Here is a 19,032-nt window from a genome sequence, read left to right on the forward strand (position 1 = left end):
TTTTTACAGGTTGGGATTTTCAGCTGTTTACAGTGCAAGCCCGGACCGGTGACCGTGCCCGATTAAGGGTCACGGTGCCTTGCGGCGGTGCAGGTTGGCGCTGAATCTCAGCCTTCATCGCCCTCGTCATCATCCCCGCCATCGACCTTCATGCCGAGTTCCTTGATCTTGCGGGTCAGGGTGTTCCGGCCCCAGCCCAGCAGCACCGCAGCGTCGCGACGACGCCCGGCGGTGTGCTTCAGAGCCGTTTCGATCATGATTCGCTCGAACGCCGGCACCGCGCTGTCGAGCAGGCTCGACTGCCCGCGTGCCAGGGCCTGATCGGCCCATTGGCGCAGCGCCTGTTCCCAGTTGGTCACTGGCGCCGAGTCCTGCGGCAGGCTCAGCAGTTCCGGCGGCAGGTCGCTGATATGCACCTCGCGCCCGGACGCCATCACGGTGATCCAGCGGCAGGTGTTTTCCAGCTGACGCACGTTGCCCGGCCACGGCAGGTTCTTCAGGTATTCCTCGGTCTCGCTTTTCAGCAGCTTCGGCTCCACCGCCAGCTCTTGCGCGGCGCGGCTGAGGAAATGCTTGGCCAGGGTCGGGATGTCTTCGCGACGGTCCGACAGGCGCGGGATGTGGATGCGGATCACGTTGAGGCGGTGGAACAAGTCCTCACGGAATTTCCCGGCGTGAACCAGGGTTTCCAGATTCTGGTGGGTCGCGGCGATGATCCGCACATCGACTTTGACCGGCACGTGCCCGCCAACGCGATAGAACTCGCCATCGGCCAGCACCCGCAGCAGGCGAGTCTGGGTGTCCGCCGGCATGTCGCCGATTTCATCGAGGAACAGCGTGCCGCCGTCGGCCTGTTCGAAACGGCCGCGACGCAGGTTGGCCGCACCGGTGAACGCGCCTTTTTCGTGGCCGAACAGTTCGGATTCCATCAGGTCTTTCGGGATCGCCGCCATGTTCAGCGCGATGAACGGCGAGGCCGCACGCGGGCTGTGGCGGTGCAGGGCGTGGGCCACCAGTTCTTTACCGGTGCCGGATTCACCGTTGATCAGCACGGTGATGTTGGAGTGGCTCAAGCGCCCGATGGCGCGAAACACCTCCTGCATCGCCGGCGCTTCGCCGATGATTTCCGGGGTGCGGGTCAGGGTCGGGGCGACTTCCAGGCCTTGCTGCTCCTGGGCGTGCTGATTGGCACGTTTGACCAGTGACACGGCTTCGTCGACATCGAACGGCTTGGGCAGGTATTCGAACGCGCCACCCTGATAGGAGGCGACAGCGCTGTCCAGATCGGAATGAGCGGTCATGATGATCACCGGCAGCCGCGGGTGCTGCTCGCGGATCCGTGCCAGCAGGTCCAGGCCGCTGGCGCCGGGCATGCGGATATCGGAGATGATCACGTCCGGCTGCTGGCGCGCGAGGCGGCTCATCACGCCATCGGCACTGTCGAAGCTCTGGGTGGTCATGCCTTCCTGTTGCAGGGCCTTTTCCAGAACCCAACGGATAGAACGGTCGTCATCGACGATCCACACGGTTTCACTACGGCTCATGTCGATGTGGCTCCTTGTTCCAGTGGCAGAAAGATCGAGAACGTGGTGTGGCCTGGATGGCTGTCACACTCGATCAGGCCCTGGTGCTGGCTGATGATGTTCTGGGTGATGGCCAGGCCGAGCCCGGTACCGTCCGGACGGCCGCTGACCATGGGAAAGAAGATGGTTTCCTGCAGTTCCGCCGGAATGCCCGGACCGTTGTCGATGATCTCGATCTTGGTCACCAGGCGATGACGGACGTGGCCGATGGTGAACTGGCGCATGGCGCGGGTGCGCAGGCTGATGCGGCCCAGGCGCAGCTCGTTCTGGCTGCTGATGGCCTGCATCGCGTTGCGCACAATATTCAACACCGCCTGAATCATTTGTTCGCGGTCGATCAGGACATCGGGGATGCTCGGGTCGTAATCGCGCACCAGCGTGATGCAGCCCTGGCTTTCGGCCTCGACCAGTTGGCAGACGCGCTCCAGCACTTCGTGGACGTTGCACAAGGCCAGCGACGGCAGTTTGTTCGAACCGAGCATGCGGTCGACCAGATTGCGCAGGCGGTCGGCCTCTTCGATGATGACGTTGGTGTAATCGCGCAGGCTGTCTTCCGGCAGTTCCCGGGCCAGCAGTTGCGCGGCGCCACGAATGCCGCCGAGCGGGTTCTTGATCTCGTGGGCCAGGCCGCGCACCAGCATCTTGCTGGTTTCCTGTTTCGACAGTTGCGCCTCTTCCTTGGTGATGCGCAACAGGCGATCACGGGGATGCACTTCCAGCAAAAGCAGGGTCGCGCCGTTGCTGAGGATTGGCGTCACCGCGTAATCCACGGTCAGGGTCTGGCCGGTGAGGGCGGTGAGCATCGCTTCGCGCTTGGTGAACGGGTGCGCCTGCTCCACCGCCTGGCGCAACGAATTGAGCGCCTCGGTGGACTCGGTGAACAGCTCGCTGATGAACTGCCCATGGCTGCGCTGACCGCTGATGGCCAGCAGCATCTCCGCCGCCGGGTTCATGTACTCGAGGCGCAATTCGCTGTCGAGCAGGATGGTGGCGGTGGTCAGGTTGTCGAGTAGCAAGCGATGCAGTGCGTCACTGATGGTCATGAGGACCTCTTTTGGAGCATGGCGCGCGCAGGGATACAGCGCTGATGCGAGGAAAATGCAAAAACCAAACCAAGGCTCCGAAAAGAAGCGTTCAACCCCTGAAACGGGCGTTTGACGCTCGTTTGCGTGGCAGTCAAACCGCTCTGGCGGGTACTTTCGAACCAAAATGGGTTGGAATGTGAGTACGGTGCAGCGTATTGCACCAATATAGTGCGCAAAGCTGAGCGACGTCAGAAGAAACGCAGGAAAGGATTTTTCGGTTCGGCGGGTTTGTCTTTCAGCGGGCATTCCGGGCGCACGCCATAGTCGGCGCTGACGCACGGTTTGACCTGACGTTTCTGCGCCAGGGAAATACGCTGCATGTGGAACGGCTGGTTGGCGGTTTTCTCCACGGTTCGGCCCTGAGCGTCGAGGATCTCCACCGACAGGTTGTGGCTGCCTCGATCGATGTTGCTCAGCGGGAACACCGGGCTCAGGCCGGGTTCGCCGACGGCCTGGCCATCCAGTAGCAGGCGATACAAATGACCTTTTTGCAGGCCCGGCTCGCTGGTGACGCTGACGATCAGCTCTCCGGCGCTGCTGCGAATGGTCGCGTCCGGCTCGGGGATCAGCACCCGCAACATGTCGTAGTGGAACAGCGGCGGCTCTGCTGATTTGTTCGAAGGCGTGACCGGTGCAGCTGTCGGGTTCGAGGCCATGCGATTGCTGGTGGCCAGCGGTACACGCTTGGCGTTGCCCCGTGGTTGATCGGTGTAGACCCGATTGCCCTGTGCGTCGATGTAAGTGAACACCTCGGCCGATGCGCCAGACGCGATCAGCGACAGGCACAAGGCAATCAATCCCCGTGTCATGGCTTGTGCACCCGCTGCACGGTGAACACCAGCGCCGGACTCTGCTGAATGATCGCCTCGCCATTGATCACCTGCACCGCGAGCCGATGCTCGCCCCGGTCGACGTTCACCAGTTGCAGGATCGGCACATTGCTCGGCTGGCCATAAGGCGCATCATCCAGCAGCAGACGCAATTGATGCGGCGGTTGCAGGCGCGGCTTGATCAGCACGCTGATTGTGAAGGTGCCGTTGTTGGCGCGCAGGGCCTCTTCGGTGGGCAGGCCGGTCAGCTCAAGCACTTCATAGGCATTGCGTGCTGGCGCAGGGCTGGGGGTGTCTGAAGAGGGTGCGCTCGGTGCCTGAGGCTGGACGCTGTTGAGCGGCGGCAACTCCACCGGCTGCGCCTGCACGCCGTCCGGCGCGTGATCGCTGTACACCGTGTTGCCGCTGGCATCGGTGTACTTGTAGATCTGCGCGGCAGCGGGCAGGGCGATCAGCAGCAAAATACAGAGAAGGGTGCGACCCATGAAATCGACCGGAAACGAAAACGATGGGTTGCAGCATAGGCCAGTCGCGACGGTTGGCCCAACCCTGCACACATCCAGAGATTATTCGGTTGATCGTTCCCAGGCTCTGCGTGGGAATGCAGCCCGTGACACTCCGCGTCACCGGACGCGGAGCATCCCTTGAGGCGTTCCCACGCAGAGCGTGGGAACGATCAGAGGCGATAAATTGCGGGCACAAAAAAGGCCTCCCGAAGGAGGCCTCTTTTTGTCACGCCACGTAGCGCGGCGCTACCGGATCAGCAGCTGTAGTACAGCTCATATTCCAGTGGGTGTACGAAGGTGCGGACCTTGATTTCTTCTTCGGATTTCAGCGCGATGTAAGCGTCGATGAAGTCGTCGGAGAACACGCCGCCCTTGGTCAGGAACGCACGGCCCTTGTCCAGCTCTTCCAGAGCTTCTTTCAGGCTGCCGCAAACTTGCGGGATCTCTTTCGCCTCTTCAGGCGGCAGGTCGTACAGGTTCTTGTCGGCAGCATCGCCTGGGTGGATCTTGTTCTGGATACCGTCCAGACCGGCCATCAGCAGAGCTGCGAACGCCAGGTACGGGTTGGCAGCCGGATCCGGGAAGCGGGCTTCGATACGACGGCCTTTCGGGCTGTTGACGTAAGGAATTCGGATCGAGGCGGAACGGTTGCGAGCCGAGTAGGCCAGCATTACCGGAGCTTCAAAGCCTGGCACCAGACGCTTGTAGGAGTTGGTGGCCGGGTTGGTGAAGCCGTTCAGGGCCTTACCGTGCTTGATGATGCCGCCGATGAAGTACAGGGCGGTGTCGGACAGGCCGGCATAGCCTTCACCCGCGAAGGTGTTCTTGCCATCTTTGGAGATGGACATGTGAACGTGCATGCCCGAACCGTTGTCGCCGTACAGCGGCTTCGGCATGAAGGTCGCGGTGCGGCCGTAAGCGTCGGCAACGTTGTGTACAACGTACTTCAGGGTCTGGGTTTCGTCGGCTTTCTTCACCAGGGTGTTGAACTTGACGCCGATTTCGTTCTGGCCGGCAGTTGCCACTTCGTGGTGGTGAACTTCAACGGTCAGGCCCATTTCTTCCAGTGCGTTGCACATGGAGGTACGGATTTCGTGGTCGTGGTCGAACGGCGGAACCGGGAAGTAGCCACCTTTCACGCCTGGACGGTGGCCTTTGTTGCCGCCTTCCACGTCCTGGTCGGACATCCACGAGCCTTGCTCGGAGTAGATCTTGAACATCGAACCGGAGATGTCGGACTTGAACTTCACTTCGTCGAAGATGAAGAACTCTGGCTCTGGACCGGCGAATACGGTGTCACCGATACCGGTGGTCTTCAGGTATTCCTCGGCGCGGCGGGCGATGGCGCGAGGGTCGCGATCGTAACCTTGCATGGTCGAAGGTTCGATGATGTCGCAGACCAGAATCAGGGTCGGCTCTTCGGTGAACGGGTCCAGAACGGCGGTTTCGTCGTCCGGCAGCAGGATCATGTCGGAGGCTTCGATGCCTTTCCAGCCAGCGATGGAGGAACCGTCGAACATCTTGCCAACTTCGAAGAAGTCGTCTTCCAGCGCATCGCGAGCCGGCATGGTCACGTGGTGCTGAGTGCCTTTGGTGTCCGTGAAGCGCAGATCAATCCACTTGACGTCATGATCTTTGATGAGTTGAACCGACTTCGACATAGTGTCCTCCGGGTGAATTAGGGCGGGTAGTGGATGCCCTTAATAGTGGTGATGCCGGCGCGAATACTCTGCCAAGGCAACCTGCCTCACAAGGGAGCAAATTGCATGCCAGTGCCCCAGCATGGGTTTTTTGCCCCAAATTCACGCTTCTAAAGGTCGAAAGCGCCTTAAAGGCGAAAATCTCGCCCTTTAATGTAGCGCTCAAATCGTAAAATGACCCGTTTTGGTGCGTGCAAAACCTTCTGCACATTAACTGGTTAAACCTTGAGCAATTTCCGCTATAATCCGCGCCCCCCTTTTTCGGCTGGCCCAGCGCGCGCTGTTTTCATGAAACTAATCGTAAAAGTCTTCCCCGAGATCACCATCAAAAGCCGACCTGTCCGGACGAAATTCATCCGCCAGCTGGCCAAGAACATCCGCACCGTGCTCCGCGACCTGGACCCGGCCGTGGTGGTGAACGGTGTGTGGGACAACCTCGAGCTGGAAACCCGCGTCACTGACCCCAAGGCCCTGAAAGAGATGGGCGAGCGCCTGACCTGCATGCCGGGCATCGCGCACTTTCTGCAGATCGACGAGTACCCGCTGGGCGACTTCGACGACATCACCGAAAAGTGCAAGCAGCACTACGGCGATGCATTGGCCGGGAAGATCTTTTCGGTGCGCTGCAAGCGTGCGGGCAAGCATGCGTTCAGCTCGATGGACATCGAAAAATACGTCGGCAGCAAGCTGCGCCGTGAGTGCGGTGCCGCCGGAATCGACCTGAAGCAGCCGGAAATCGAAGTCCGTATCGAAGTTCGCGACAAACGGTTGTTCGTGATTCACAGCCAGCACAATGGCATCGGCGGCTACCCGCTCGGTGCGCTGGAGCAAACGCTGGTGCTGATGTCCGGCGGATTTGACTCGACCGTTGCCGCGTACCAGATCCTTCGTCGCGGCCTGATGACGCACTTCTGCTTCTTCAATCTGGGCGGTCGTGCCCACGAATTGGGCGTAATGGAAGTCGCGCATTTCATCTGGAAGAAGTACGGCAGCTCGCAACGCGTGCTATTTGTCAGTGTTCCGTTCGAAGAAGTCTTGGGCGAAATTCTCGGCAAGGTCGACGACAGTCATATGGGCGTCGTATTGAAGCGTATGATGTTGCGCGCAGCGTCGAGCATTGCCGAACGCCTGCACATCGATGCGCTGGTCACCGGTGAAGCGATTTCCCAGGTGTCGAGCCAGACGCTGCCGAATCTGTCGGTCATCGATTGCGTCACCGACAAACTGGTCCTGCGGCCGCTGATCGTCGCCCACAAGCAGGACATCATCGACACGGCCGACCAGATCGGTACCGGTGATTTCGCCCGGCACATGCCGGAATACTGCGGCGTCATCTCGGTCAACCCGAAGACCGCCGCCAAGCGTGGCCGGGTCGAGCACGAAGAGCAGGAATTCGACATGGCGGTGCTTGAGCGTGCGCTCGCAAACGCCAGACTGGTGCCGATCGATCGGGTGATTGACGAATTGGGCCAGGATTTGCAGATCGAAGAAGTCAGCGAAGCGCTGGCCGGTCAGATCGTCATCGACATCCGTCATCCGGATGCCGCCGAGGATGACCCGCTGGAGCTCGCCGGCATAGAGGTACAGACGATGCCGTTCTACGCAGTGAACGCTCGTTTCAAGGAACTGGACCCTACTCGCCAGTACCTGCTGTATTGCGACAAAGGCGTGATGAGTCGCCTGCATGCTCACCATTTGCTCAGTGAGGGGCATGCCAATGTGCGCGTTTATCGACCGAGCTAAGTGCCCGGGGCTGTTTGCCTGTGGCCTGCGTCACCGGCCCCCCGACACCGCCGTCAAGCTGTAACGGCCATGCCGGACACTACTGTCAATCGCTGCCAAGACTTGTCAGCAAACCGAATCCTCTGATCGAGATACACAAGTGATCGAAAATCTACGCAACATCGCCATCATTGCCCACGTTGACCATGGTAAGACCACCCTGGTAGACAAACTCCTGCGTCAATCCGGCACCCTGGAGCGCAACGAGCTCAACGACGAGCGCGTGATGGACTCCAACGACCAGGAAAAAGAGCGCGGCATTACCATTCTGGCGAAAAACACCGCCATCAACTGGAACGGCTACCACATCAACATCGTGGACACCCCGGGCCACGCCGACTTCGGCGGCGAAGTCGAGCGCGTTATGTCCATGGTTGACTCCGTGCTGCTGCTGGTCGACGCCCAGGACGGCCCTATGCCGCAAACCCGTTTCGTGACCAAGAAGGCTTTCGAAGCCGGCCTGCGTCCAATCGTGGTCATCAACAAGGTTGACCGTCCGGGCGCGCGTCCTGACTGGGTTCTGGACCAGATCTTCGATCTGTTCGACAACCTGGGCGCCACCGAAGAACAACTGGACTTCCAGGTTGTTTACGCTTCGGCCCTGAACGGCATCGCCGGTCTGGACCACACCGCCATGGGCGAAGACATGACCGCGCTGTACCAGGCGGTAGTCGACCACGTTCCGCCTCCGGCTGTTGACCGTGACGGTCCGTTCCAGATGCAGATCTCCGCGCTGGACTACAACAGCTTCCTGGGTGTTATCGGTGTTGGCCGTATCGCTCGTGGTCGCGTCAAGCCGAACACCCCGGTTGTCGCTATCAGCGCCGACGGCAAGCGCCGCAACGGTCGTATCCTGAAGCTGATGGGTCACCACGGTCTGCACCGCGTTGACGTTGAAGAAGCTGCAGCCGGCGACATCGTCTGCATCAGCGGTTTCGACGAGCTGTTCATCTCCGACACTCTGTGCGACATCAACAACGTCGAGGCGATGAAGCCTCTGACCGTTGACGAGCCAACCGTTTCCATGACCTTCCAGGTAAACGACTCGCCATTCTGCGGTAAAGAAGGCAAGTTCGTGACCTCCCGTAACATCAAGGATCGTCTGGACAAAGAGCTGCTGTACAACGTTGCACTGCGCGTTGAAGAAGGCGACTCGGCTGACAAGTTCAAGGTTTCCGGCCGTGGTGAGCTGCACCTCTCGGTACTGATCGAAACCATGCGTCGCGAAGGCTTCGAGCTGGCCCTGGGCCGTCCTGAAGTGATCATCCGTGAAGTTGACGGCGTGAAGCAGGAACCGTTCGAAAACGTGACCATCGACATCCCTGAAGAATCCCAGGGCAAGGTCATGGAAGAGATGGGTCTGCGTAAAGGCGACCTGAGCAACATGGTGCCGGATGGCAAGGGCCGTGTTCGTCTGGAATACAACATCCCTGCTCGCGGTCTGATCGGTTTCCGTAACCAGTTCCTGACCCTGACCAACGGTGCTGGCATCCTGACCTCGATCTTCGACCGTTACGCTCCAGTGAAGTCGGGCCACATGTCCGGCCGTCAGAACGGCGTTCTGGTTTCGGTTGAAACCGGCAAGGCACTGACCTACTCCCTGGAAACCCTGCAGGCTCGTGGCAAGCTGTTCGTAGAACACGGCCAGGAGATCTACAACGGTCAGATCGTTGGTCAGAACTCCCGCGACAACGACCTGGGTGTGAACCCGACCAAAGGCAAGAAGCTCGACAACATGCGTGCTTCGGGTAAAGACGAAACCATCGCTCTGGTCCCACCTGTTCGCTTCACCCTGGAACAGGCTCTGGAATACATCCAGGAAGACGAGCTGTGCGAAGTCACTCCTAAGTCCATCCGTCTTCGCAAGAAGATCCTGGACGAAAGCGAGCGTACCCGCGCTGCCAAGAAAGCCAAGGCGTAAGATTTAGCCAAGGCTGAAAAAAACGCCCCCGGTCGAGAGATCGGGGGCGTTTTTGTTTGTCTGGCTTTCGAAAGTCTCGTTCCCACGTCGAGGCGTCGAACCGTCTGCGTGGGAATGCCTCAGCGGACGCTCCGCGTTAGGCTCTTGGGACGCGGAGCGTCCCGGGCTGCGTTCCCACGCAGAGCGTGGGAACGATCAATCAGGCGTCGGGATCAGAACCGCTCGATCGACCGCGAATTCTGCACCCGCTCCACTTCCTTCGGCTTGTACGCGCAGTAACCCGGGCGCGGGCCGATCTTAGGGTGGTTGCGGCAGGTGTCCGGGCGCTTGTCATAAATGGTGCACAGGCGGCTCTTACGATCCAGGTAGTAGCAATCGTTGTTGCTCATGCGCTGCAGGGTGAAAATCCCCGACTTCTGGTTGAAGCGCTCGACCAGCCCTTCCTTTTGCAGACGCTTGGCGATGTTCTTCGGCGGGTCGCCCAGTTCGAACTCGTCGACCACACCGATACGCACCAGATCCTTGATCTTGACCTCGACCGGCAGCGTGCAGCAGCTGGAAACGCACGAGCCGCACATCGGGGCCGAATATTTGGCCCAGGTATCGAGACGGTCGATCTCGGCTGCGGCGATCAGGTTGGGCTTCATCATCGGTGTTTACCAGGCGTGTGCATCAGGGCGCGCGATCATACCGGGACTGGTGGATTTTTGAACAACCTTTCGCCAGATTTTTTCTTCATGCGCGCACATCGTCCGACAATTCGGCACGGCCCCTGCATTCATTGAGGCATTCGCCAGAGTATTGCCGGTCGATCTCACACTCTCGGTAAAAACTGCCGAACCAGAGCCCTTACCGTCGGTCAGACCGTCTAGGCTCTGACAACTCCCCGCTCGCTCGAGGTCCTATCGATGACTCAAGAACCACTAGTTCGCGAAGCAGAGGTGGCCGCATTCCGCGACGCCGTCCTGACCAAACTCACCTATGCGGTGGGCAAAGACCCGGATCACGCCTTCGACCATGACTGGTTCGAAGCCATCGCCCTGGCGGCGCGCGATCACATGGTCGAGCACTGGATGGACCACACCCGGCAGATTTACCGCAAAGGCCAGAAGCGGGTGTATTACCTCTCGCTGGAATTTCTCATCGGCCGTTTGCTGTACGACAGCCTGAGCAACCTCGGTTTGCTGGACGTCGCCCGTGAAGCCTTGACCGAACTGGGCGTCGATCTCGAGCGCATCCGCATCCTGGAGCCGGATGCGGCGCTGGGCAACGGTGGCCTCGGACGGCTGGCGGCGTGCTTCATGGAAAGCATGTCGACCCTCGGTATCGCCGGCCACGGCTACGGCATTCGTTATGAGCACGGGTTGTTCCGTCAGGCCATCGTCGACGGCTGGCAGCAGGAACAGACCGAGCACTGGCTGGATTTCGGCAACCCCTGGGAGTTCGAGCGGCCAGAGGTGGTCTACCCGATCGGCTTTGGCGGCAGCGTCGAGACAGTCACCGACGCCAGCGGCAAGTCCCGGCAAGTCTGGCACCCGGCGGAAACCGTCCGGGCGATTGCCTACGACACCCCGGTGGTCGGCTGGCGCGGGGCGAGCGTCAACACCTTGCGCCTGTGGCGGGCGAGGGCCATGGAAGACCTGCATCTGGAGCGCTTCAACGCCGGTGACCATCTCGGTGCCGTCGCCGAAGTGGCCCGGGCCGAAAGTATCTCCCGCGTGCTTTACCCGGCGGACAGCACCGAAGCCGGGCAGGAATTGCGCCTGCGTCAGGAATACTTCTTCGTCGCCGCCTCGCTTCAGGACTTGCTGCGCCGTCATCGCAACATGCACACCTCGGTGTTGACCCTCGGCGATCACGCGGCAATCCAGCTCAACGACACCCACCCCTCGATCGCCGTCGCCGAACTGATGCGCCAACTGGTCGACGTCTATGACGTGGCCTGGGACGCGGCGTGGCAAGTCACCGTCGATACGCTGTCGTACACCAACCACACGCTGCTGCCCGAAGCGCTGGAGACCTGGCCGGTGGGGCTGATGGAGCGCATGCTGCCACGGCACATGCAGATCATTTATCTGATCAACGCCCAGCACATCGATTCGCTGCGGGCCAAGGGCATTCACGATTTCGACGTGCTGCGCGCGGTGTCGCTGATCGAGGAAGACAACGGCCGCCGGGTGCGCATGGGCAACCTCGCGTTCCTCGGTTCCCACAGCGTCAACGGCGTGTCCGGGCTGCACACGCAACTGATGCGCAAAACCGTATTTGCCGAACTGCACAAGCTGTATCCGGAGCGGATCAACAACAAGACCAACGGCATCACCTTCCGCCGCTGGCTGTATCAGGCCAACCCGGAACTGACGTCGATGTTGGTCGATGCCCTTGGCGCCGACGTGCTGGACAACCCTGAAGAGCGTCTGCTCGATCTTGAGCCGTTCGCCGAAAAACCAGCGTTCCGCAAAGCCTTCGCCGAACAGCGTCTGCACAGCAAAAAAGCCCTGGCTTACCTGATCCATGAACGGCTGGGGATCGCGGTCAACCCGGCGGCGATGTTCGACGTGCAGGTCAAACGGATCCATGAATACAAACGTCAGTTGCTCAATTTGATGCACACCGTCGCGCTGTATCAGGCGATCCGCGCCGAGCCGGAAATCGACTGGGTGCCGCGCGTGAAAATCTTCGCCGGCAAGGCTGCGGCGAGTTATCACCAGGCCAAGCTGATCATCAAACTGACCAACGACATCGCCCGGGTGGTGAACAACGACCCGACCGTGCGTGGCCTGCTCAAAGTGGTGTTCCTGCCCAACTACAACGTCAGCCTGGCGGAGAGCATCATTCCGGCGGCGGACCTGTCGGAGCAGATCTCCACCGCCGGTTTCGAAGCCTCGGGCACCAGCAACATGAAGTTCGGCCTGAACGGCGCGCTGACCATCGGCACCCTCGACGGTGCCAACGTGGAAATGTGCGAGAGCATCGGCGCGGAGCACATGTTTATCTTTGGCCTCAGTGCCCAGCAGGTCGAAGCGCGCAAGCAGAACCACGAGTTCAGCGCGGTGCCGGACATTGCCGCGTCCCATCGCCTCAACGATGTGTTGCAGGCGATTCGCAGCGGGGTGTTTTCGCCGGACGATACGTCGCGCTACACCGGGCTGATCGATTCGCTGGTGGATTACGACCGGTTCTTCGTCTGCGCCGATTTCGACTCCTACTGGGAGGCGCAGATGCGCGTCGATGCGCTCTGGCACGACGCCAACAACTGGTGGCGTTCGGCGGTGCTGAATACTTCGCGCATGGGCTGGTTCTCGTCCGACCGGACGATCCGCGAGTACGCCACGGATATCTGGAAGGCACTGGAGTAACTTTTAGCGACAAATGTGCGCCCGGCCCCACGATTGTTGGGCCGGGCCGATATACTGAGCCTTGGTTCCGCCCCGCCACGGGGCTGCTCAGGGATATCGACCATGCAATGGATGTTCATGTTGATCGGGCTGCTGCTCGGCTGGCTGCTCGACGAGTCGTTCAGCGATGCGCTGTTGGGCGCGTTGCTGGGGCTCGCCATCGGCCAGGCGATGCGTATCGCGCGGCTCGGTTCACAGGCTGCCGAGCAACAGCGTCAGCTGGATCACGCGAAGATCGCATTGCAGGGCGTCGAGCAGCGACTGTTTCTGCTGGAGGGTGCTCCAGCGCATTCGCCAGCGCCACCGAGTGTCGCCCCGGCCAGCGCAACGGTCGTTGAGCCCGTCACGGTAGTTGAACAACCCTCTGCCGCTGAACCCGAGCTGGTCTGGGAACTGCCACCCGAACTCGAACCTGTTGCCGTCGCCGCCAGCGAATCCAGTCAGCCGCTGCCGGTCGATGTCTGGCGTCTGGACGCCGTTACGCCTGAACCTGAACCCCGACAACCCGCCGAACCTCGTGGCCCGAACCTCATCGAGCGCGGCATCAGCGCTGCGCGCAACTGGCTGTTCGGTGGCAACACCGTGCTGCGGGTCGGCGTGGTGCTGTTGTTCTTCGGTCTGGCCTTTCTGCTGCGCTACGCCACCGAAGGCATGGTGGTGCCGATCGAATTGCGTTACGCCGGGGTCGCGGCGGCAGCGCTGGGCTTGCTGGCGCTGGGTTGGTGGTTGCGCCATCGCAACAGCAGCTACGCCTTGATGCTGCAAGGCACCGGGATCGCGGTGTTGTACCTGACGGTGTTTGCGGCGATGCGTTTGCACCCGCTGCTCGATCCGTCTGCTGCGCTGGGCTTGCTGGTGGCGGTGACGGTGTTTTCGGCCATTCTGGCCATCACCCAGGATTCCCTCGCCCTGGCCTGCGTCGCCGCACTGGGCGGTTTCGCCGCGCCGATCCTGACCTCCACCGGCGCCGGCAACCACGTCGCGCTGTTCAGCTATTTCGCGCTGCTCAACGCCGGCATCCTGGCCATCGCCTGGTTCAAGGCCTGGCGTCTGCTCAACCTGATCGGCTTCGTGGGCACCTTCGGCATCGGTTTCGCCTGGGGCCTGCGTTCGTACACGCCGGAGCTGCTGTGGAGCACCGAGCCGTTCCTGATGCTGTTCTTCCTGATGTACCTCGCCATTGGCCTGCTGTTCGCCCGGCGCAAGTTGCTGGACATGCCGGACGCCCCGGCGGACGACGATCGCGAGGCGCTGCTGCACTGGTCGGCGCGCAAGGGCGATTACGTCGACGGGACGATGCTGTTCGGTCCGCCGCTGGTGGGTTTCGGTCTGCAATTCGCGCTGGTTCAGCATCTGGAATTTGCAGCAGCGTTCAGCGCGCTGGCGCTGGGCATGATCTACATGGCCCTGGCCAAAGTGCTGATGGGTGGCCGGGCGATGTTGCTGGGCGAGACTTGCCTGGCGCTCGGGGTGATTTTCGCCAGCCTGGCGATTCCGCTGGGGCTGGATGCGCGCTGGACGTCCGCTGCCTGGGCGGTGGAGGGCGCGGGGATTTTCTGGCTCGGTTTGCGTCAGCAACGGCCGTTGGCACGGGCCTTCGCATTGCTGCTGCAACTGGGTTCGGCGCTGGCGTTTCTCAGCCAGTTACGTGTCGGCGAAAGCAGCCTCCTCGACGGCGCGCCGCTGGGGGCATTGATGCTCGGCGCGGCGTTGTTGTTCAGCTTCTATCAATTGCGCAAGGCGTCGCCGGAGCAAACCTCGCTGTGGGAGCGTCAGGGCTTGCCAGTGCTGGCGTGCCTGGGGCTGACCTTCCTGTATCTGCTGGCGCCGCTGTTCTTCTTCATTCAGGGCACGGCGATCAGTTGGGCATTGGCCGGGCTGGCGACCTTGTTCGTCGGCTTGCGCCTGCAATCGCGCACGTTCCTGTTCACCGCGTTTGCCGTGCAACTGCTCGGCGGGGCGTTGTTCCTGTTGCGCCTGCAAGGGGCGGGCGCGGATTCGGCGGCGGTGTTCAGCGCTGGCTGGAGCGGTCTGCTCAGCGCCTCGTTGATCGGTCTGGCGTTGATCGCCGGCATGCTGCTGGCGGCGCGCGACGAGATGGTGCGCAGCGATGTTCGTCTGCTGCGCGGGTTGTCGGTGGTGCTGCTGGCGGGTCTGGTGCTGATCAATCTGGCGGTGTTGTTCGTGCTGCCATGGCAGACCGCGAGTGCGGTGTGGGCGGCCAGTGGTTTGCTGATCATCTGGCTCAGTCTGTACCTCAAGCAGCGCGTGAGTTTTGTGTTCGGTCTGCTGTTGCAACTGATCGGCGGCGCGGCGTTTCTGCTTGCCGGCCCCGAGTTGTTGGGGCCGCTGTCCAGCGAGGGGCTGCGACCGCTGGCCCATGGCGGATTCTGGACGCCACTGGTGCTGGGCCTGGCGGCGATGATCGGGGCGTGGCGCCTGCAATTGGGCAATCACGCTTCGGCGTTCGATGTGCTGAGCCTGCAGCGACTGTCCGAGGTGTTGCTGGTGTGGGGCGCCGGTTGGTGGGCGCTGGCGTGGGTCAGCGAAGTGCTGCGGTTTGCGCCGCTGAATCTGCAGGGGCCACTGTTGCTGCTGGTCGCTGCGCTGAGCGCCGCGTTGTGGGCGCTGTTGGCCTTGCGCCTGAAATGGCCGTCGCTCGGGTTGCTCTGCACCTTGCTGATTCCGGCGGCCGGGCTGGTGTTGCTGGCCGCGTGGCATTCGCGTTATCACCCGGCGGCGGATTTCGGCTGGCTGGCGTGGGCGGCGGTGTTCGTTGTGCATTTCATCAGCCTGCGACGTCTGGCACCCATGCTGTCGGCGCGGGCCCTGAGCACGGCCCATGTGCTCGGTTGCTGGCTGCTGATCGGCGTGCTGGCGCTGGAGTTGCGCTACGGCCTGCTGCTGTTGTCCGAGCAATACAACGCCTGGCGCTGGCTGGGCTGGGCGATTCTGCCGAGTGTGTATCTGTTGCTGATGGCCGCACCGCGTCAGTGGCCATGGCCGGTGGCAGCGTTCCCTCGTGAATATCGCCTGTACGCGGCGGCGCCGCTGGCGGTGTTGATGCTGGTCTGGTTCTGGCTGGCCAATGGCGTCAGCGATGGCAATGCCGAACCGCTGCCTTATGTGCCGCTGCTCAACCCGCTGGAATTGGGTCTGCTGTTTGCGCTGTTCGGTGTCTACGTCTGGTCGCGCAGCGCCGTCGCCGAGTTGTCGATCCGCCAGGATTATGCCGCTTACGCGACACAACTGATTGCTGGCGTTTCGCTGTTCGCGTTCTGCACCGCGCTGGTGACCCGCGCCGCGCACCATTGGGCGGGGATTCCGTTCGAGCTGGATCTGCTGCTCGACTCGATGCTGGTGCAGGCCGGTCTGTCCATCGTCTGGACGCTGATGGCGCTCGGGCTGATGATCGGCGGGCACCTGCGCCATCGCCGCGAAGTGTGGCTGATCGGCGCGGCGCTGATTGCGCTGGTGGTGGCCAAACTGATTTTTGTCGAATTGAGCAACCGTGGCGGACTGGCCCGGATCGTCTCGTTCATCGGCGTTGGTGTGTTGTTGCTGGTGGTGGGCTATTTTGCGCCGCTGCCGCCCAAACGCGTCGAAGCTGCACCGGCGGCGGACCAGTCGGCCCCGGAAACCGAAGGAGTGTCGTCTTGAGTCGCAAGCTTAATCTCGGGTGGCTGTTGCTGGGCGTGGCCATGGCGGCCGGCGCCCAGGAAAAACCGGCGGATTTCGCCGCGCAGGTGCCGTTGTCGGTCAGTGGTGCAGGCCCGTGGTATCGCCTCGAACTGCCTCTGAGCGTGCAGTTGCAGGCGCGCCAGACCGATCTCAGCGACCTGCGGGTGTTCAACGCCGCCGGAGAGCCGCAGGCCTATGCGCTGGCCCGGGAATCAGCCCAGACCCGCGACGATGGCCAGTTGCATGAGGTGAAGTGGTTCCCGCTGTACAACTCGGCGGATGCCACCGAGCGCGCGCCGAGCGTACGCGTGCAATCCACCACCACCGGTACGCTGGTGGAAGTGCAGCCGTCCAGCCAGCTCGAAGCCGGGGAAGAAGTGCTGCGCGGCTGGCTGCTCGACGCCAGCGCGATCAAGGCGCCGTTGCAGCAACTGATCCTCGACTGGACCAGCGAGCGCGACGGCTTCCAGCGTTTCAGCATCGAGGCCAGCGACGACTTGCAGCACTGGCAGGCCTGGGGCGAAGGCCAGGTCGCGCGCCTGACCTTTGCCGACGAACGGGTCGAGCAACATGAAGTGGCGCTGCCCGGGCAATCGGCGCGGTATCTGCGTCTGCTCTGGGATTCGCCGGCCTCGGCGCCGGTCCTGACGTCGGCGCAACTGAAAAGCAGCGACCCGCGCAACCTGCCGCTGCCATTGGTCTGGTCGCCGGCGCTGGCCGGCAGCAGCGGCAAGCCCGGCGAATACACCTGGCAGTTGCCGATGGGGCTGAACATCGAGCGGGTGCAGGTCGAACTGAAGCAAGCCAACAGCCTGGCGCCAGTGACACTGTCGGGGCGTCGCGAAAGCAGTATGCCGTGGCAACCGTTGAGCAGCGGCTTGCTCTATCGCCTGACCCAGAATGGCCAGGACGTGGTGCAGAACGAATTGCAGCTCTACGGCCAGACCGTGCAGCAGTTGAAACTGACGGTCGACGAACGCGGCGGCGGTCTCGGCGAACAGGCACCGAGCGTGAAATACGCGGTGCGCGCCACTCAGGTCATTTTCCTCGCGCGCGGCGACGGACCGTACAGCCTGGCGCTGGGCAATCCGACCGTGAAAGCGGCGAACTTGCCGTTGACCACGCTGATCCCCGATTTCAAACCGGAAAAACTGGCCACGCTGGGCAAGGCCACGGTGCAGGGCGAAGCGTTGGCGACCCAGACTTCGACGGCCACCACCTCGGCCACGGCGGACACCAACTGGAAGAAGTTCGGCCTGTGGGCGGTGCTGCTGCTCAGCGTGCTGTTTCTGGCGGCGATGGCCTTCAGTCTGCTGCGCAAGCCGTCGGCCAAGTCCTGAATATGACGGGTGTGACCTCCACACCCGTCGGGTTTGCATCTACGCTGAATCCGGTGCCTGAACTCTCTCGGTTCGATCACGTCTGATAGCAGGAATTGCACCCGACGCACGTTACCGGGCGTCATTGCTCGCTACGGTTTCAGACTCCCTGTAAACTGCGCGGGTTTTTAGCCCCCCATTCCACCGGAGCCGTCCATGTCCCGCGTTACCCTGAGTCGCTATTTGATTGAGCAGACCCGCAGCAACAACACTCCTGCCGATCTGCGTTTCCTGATCGAAGTGGTGGCGCGCGCCTGTAAAGAAATCAGCCACGCCGTGTCCAAAGGCGCCCTGGGCGGTGTTCTGGGCAGCATGGGCACGGAAAACGTGCAAGGCGAAGTGCAGAAGAAGCTCGACGTGCTGTCGAACGAAATCCTGCTCGAAGCCAACGAGTGGGGCGGTCACCTGGCCGGCATGGCGTCCGAAGAAATGGACAATGCCTACCAGATCCCGGGCAAATACCCGAAAGGCGCCTACCTGCTGGTATTCGACCCGCTGGACGGTTCGTCGAACATCGACATCAACGCCCCGGTCGGCACCATCTTCTCCGTGCTGCGCTGCCCGAACGAATACCTGAGCCAGAACGAAGCGCTGGATGAAAAGGCCTTCCTGCAGCCAGGCACTCAGCAGGTTGCCGCCGGTTATGCGATCTACGGCCCGCAAACCATGCTGGTGCTGACCCTGGGCCACGGCGTCAAAGGCTTCACCCTGGACCGCGAAATGGGCAGCTTCGTCCTGACCCACGAAGACATCACCATTCCTGAATCCACCCAGGAATTCGCCATCAACATGTCCAACCAGCGTCACTGGGAAGCCCCGGTACAGCGCTACGTTTCGGAACTGCTGGCCGGTGAAGAAGGCCCGCTGAAAAAGAACTACAACATGCGTTGGGTCGCGGCGATGGTTGCCGACGTACACCGCATCCTGACCCGTGGCGGTCTGTTCATGTACCCGCGCGACAGCCGCGAGCCGTCCAAGCCGGGCAAACTGCGTCTGATGTACGAAGCCAACCCGATGTCGTTCCTGGTGGAACAGGCGGGCGGCGCTTCCACCGACGGTCACCAGCGCATTCTCGACATCAAGCCTGAAGGCCTGCACCAGCGCGTAGCGGTGTTCCTCGGCTCGAAAGAAGAAGTCGCCCGCGCCACGGCTTACCACAAGGAATAA

The 19,032-nt window shown here is 61.8% G+C and carries 12 protein-coding genes; 6 read left to right on the top strand and 6 right to left on the bottom strand.

Annotated elements, in window-relative coordinates; all coding sequences use genetic code 11:
• Positions 1–107: 107 nt before the first annotated feature.
• The 5 genes from ntrC to glnA form a co-directional block, all read right to left on the bottom strand.
• On the bottom strand, positions 108–1,544 hold the full coding sequence (gene ntrC, locus AC07Y2_RS05715; protein WP_007952518.1) for a nitrogen regulation protein NR(I): 1,437 nt from the start codon (positions 1,542–1,544) through the stop codon (positions 108–110).
• Positions 1,541–2,626 carry a nitrogen regulation protein NR(II) gene (gene glnL, locus AC07Y2_RS05720; RefSeq protein WP_007952516.1) on the bottom strand — a complete coding sequence of 362 codons (1,086 nt, stop codon included), beginning with the start codon at positions 2,624–2,626 and terminating at the stop codon, positions 1,541–1,543. The genes ntrC and glnL overlap by 4 nt, the downstream gene beginning before the upstream one ends.
• A gap of 230 nt (positions 2,627–2,856) precedes the next feature.
• Positions 2,857–3,477 (bottom strand): DUF4124 domain-containing protein, encoded by a 621-nt coding sequence (locus tag AC07Y2_RS05725; protein ID WP_103385597.1) that lies wholly within the window; start codon positions 3,475–3,477, stop codon positions 2,857–2,859.
• A complete protein-coding gene (locus AC07Y2_RS05730) occupies positions 3,474–3,983 on the bottom strand; it encodes a DUF4124 domain-containing protein (protein WP_103385598.1) in 510 nt (169 codons plus the stop codon). The genes AC07Y2_RS05725 and AC07Y2_RS05730 overlap by 4 nt, the downstream gene beginning before the upstream one ends.
• 275 nt (positions 3,984–4,258) lie before the next feature.
• Complete coding sequence (glnA, locus tag AC07Y2_RS05735) at positions 4,259–5,665, bottom strand: glutamate--ammonia ligase (RefSeq protein ID WP_011332032.1); 1,407 nt, start codon at positions 5,663–5,665, stop codon at positions 4,259–4,261.
• 327 nt (positions 5,666–5,992) lie between these two features.
• Here glnA and thiI point away from each other — a divergent pair, with 327 nt between their 5' ends.
• Positions 5,993–7,447 (top strand): tRNA uracil 4-sulfurtransferase ThiI, encoded by a 1,455-nt coding sequence (gene thiI / locus AC07Y2_RS05740; RefSeq protein ID WP_103385599.1) that lies wholly within the window; start codon positions 5,993–5,995, stop codon positions 7,445–7,447.
• A 139-nt stretch (positions 7,448–7,586) separates the two neighbouring features.
• Entirely contained in the window at positions 7,587–9,407 is a 1,821-nt protein-coding gene (typA, locus tag AC07Y2_RS05745) for a translational GTPase TypA (protein ID WP_007952502.1), read from the top strand.
• Between the two features lie 212 nt (positions 9,408–9,619).
• Here typA and AC07Y2_RS05750 read toward each other — a convergent pair whose 3' ends face one another.
• Positions 9,620–10,057 carry a YkgJ family cysteine cluster protein gene (locus tag AC07Y2_RS05750; protein WP_007952500.1) on the bottom strand — a complete coding sequence of 146 codons (438 nt, stop codon included), beginning with the start codon at positions 10,055–10,057 and terminating at the stop codon, positions 9,620–9,622.
• Positions 10,058–10,315: 258 nt separating this feature from the next.
• Between AC07Y2_RS05750 and AC07Y2_RS05755 the strand changes: the two genes are divergently transcribed.
• From AC07Y2_RS05755 to AC07Y2_RS05770, 4 genes are all read left to right on the top strand, one after another.
• Positions 10,316–12,766, top strand: a complete 2,451-nt coding sequence (locus AC07Y2_RS05755) for a glycogen/starch/alpha-glucan phosphorylase (RefSeq protein WP_039764697.1) — start codon at positions 10,316–10,318, stop codon at positions 12,764–12,766.
• 102 nt (positions 12,767–12,868) lie between these two features.
• Positions 12,869–16,465 carry a DUF2339 domain-containing protein gene (locus tag AC07Y2_RS05760; RefSeq protein ID WP_103385600.1) on the top strand — a complete coding sequence of 1,199 codons (3,597 nt, stop codon included), beginning with the start codon at positions 12,869–12,871 and terminating at the stop codon, positions 16,463–16,465.
• Complete coding sequence (locus AC07Y2_RS05765) at positions 16,462–17,826, top strand: DUF3999 domain-containing protein (protein WP_103385601.1); 1,365 nt, start codon at positions 16,462–16,464, stop codon at positions 17,824–17,826. The genes AC07Y2_RS05760 and AC07Y2_RS05765 overlap by 4 nt, the downstream gene beginning before the upstream one ends.
• 195 nt (positions 17,827–18,021) lie before the next feature.
• Positions 18,022–19,032 carry a class 1 fructose-bisphosphatase gene (locus AC07Y2_RS05770; protein WP_007952492.1) on the top strand — a complete coding sequence of 337 codons (1,011 nt, stop codon included), beginning with the start codon at positions 18,022–18,024 and terminating at the stop codon, positions 19,030–19,032.

The organism is Pseudomonas sp. GW456-12-1-14-TSB6 (genome assembly GCF_059424205.1).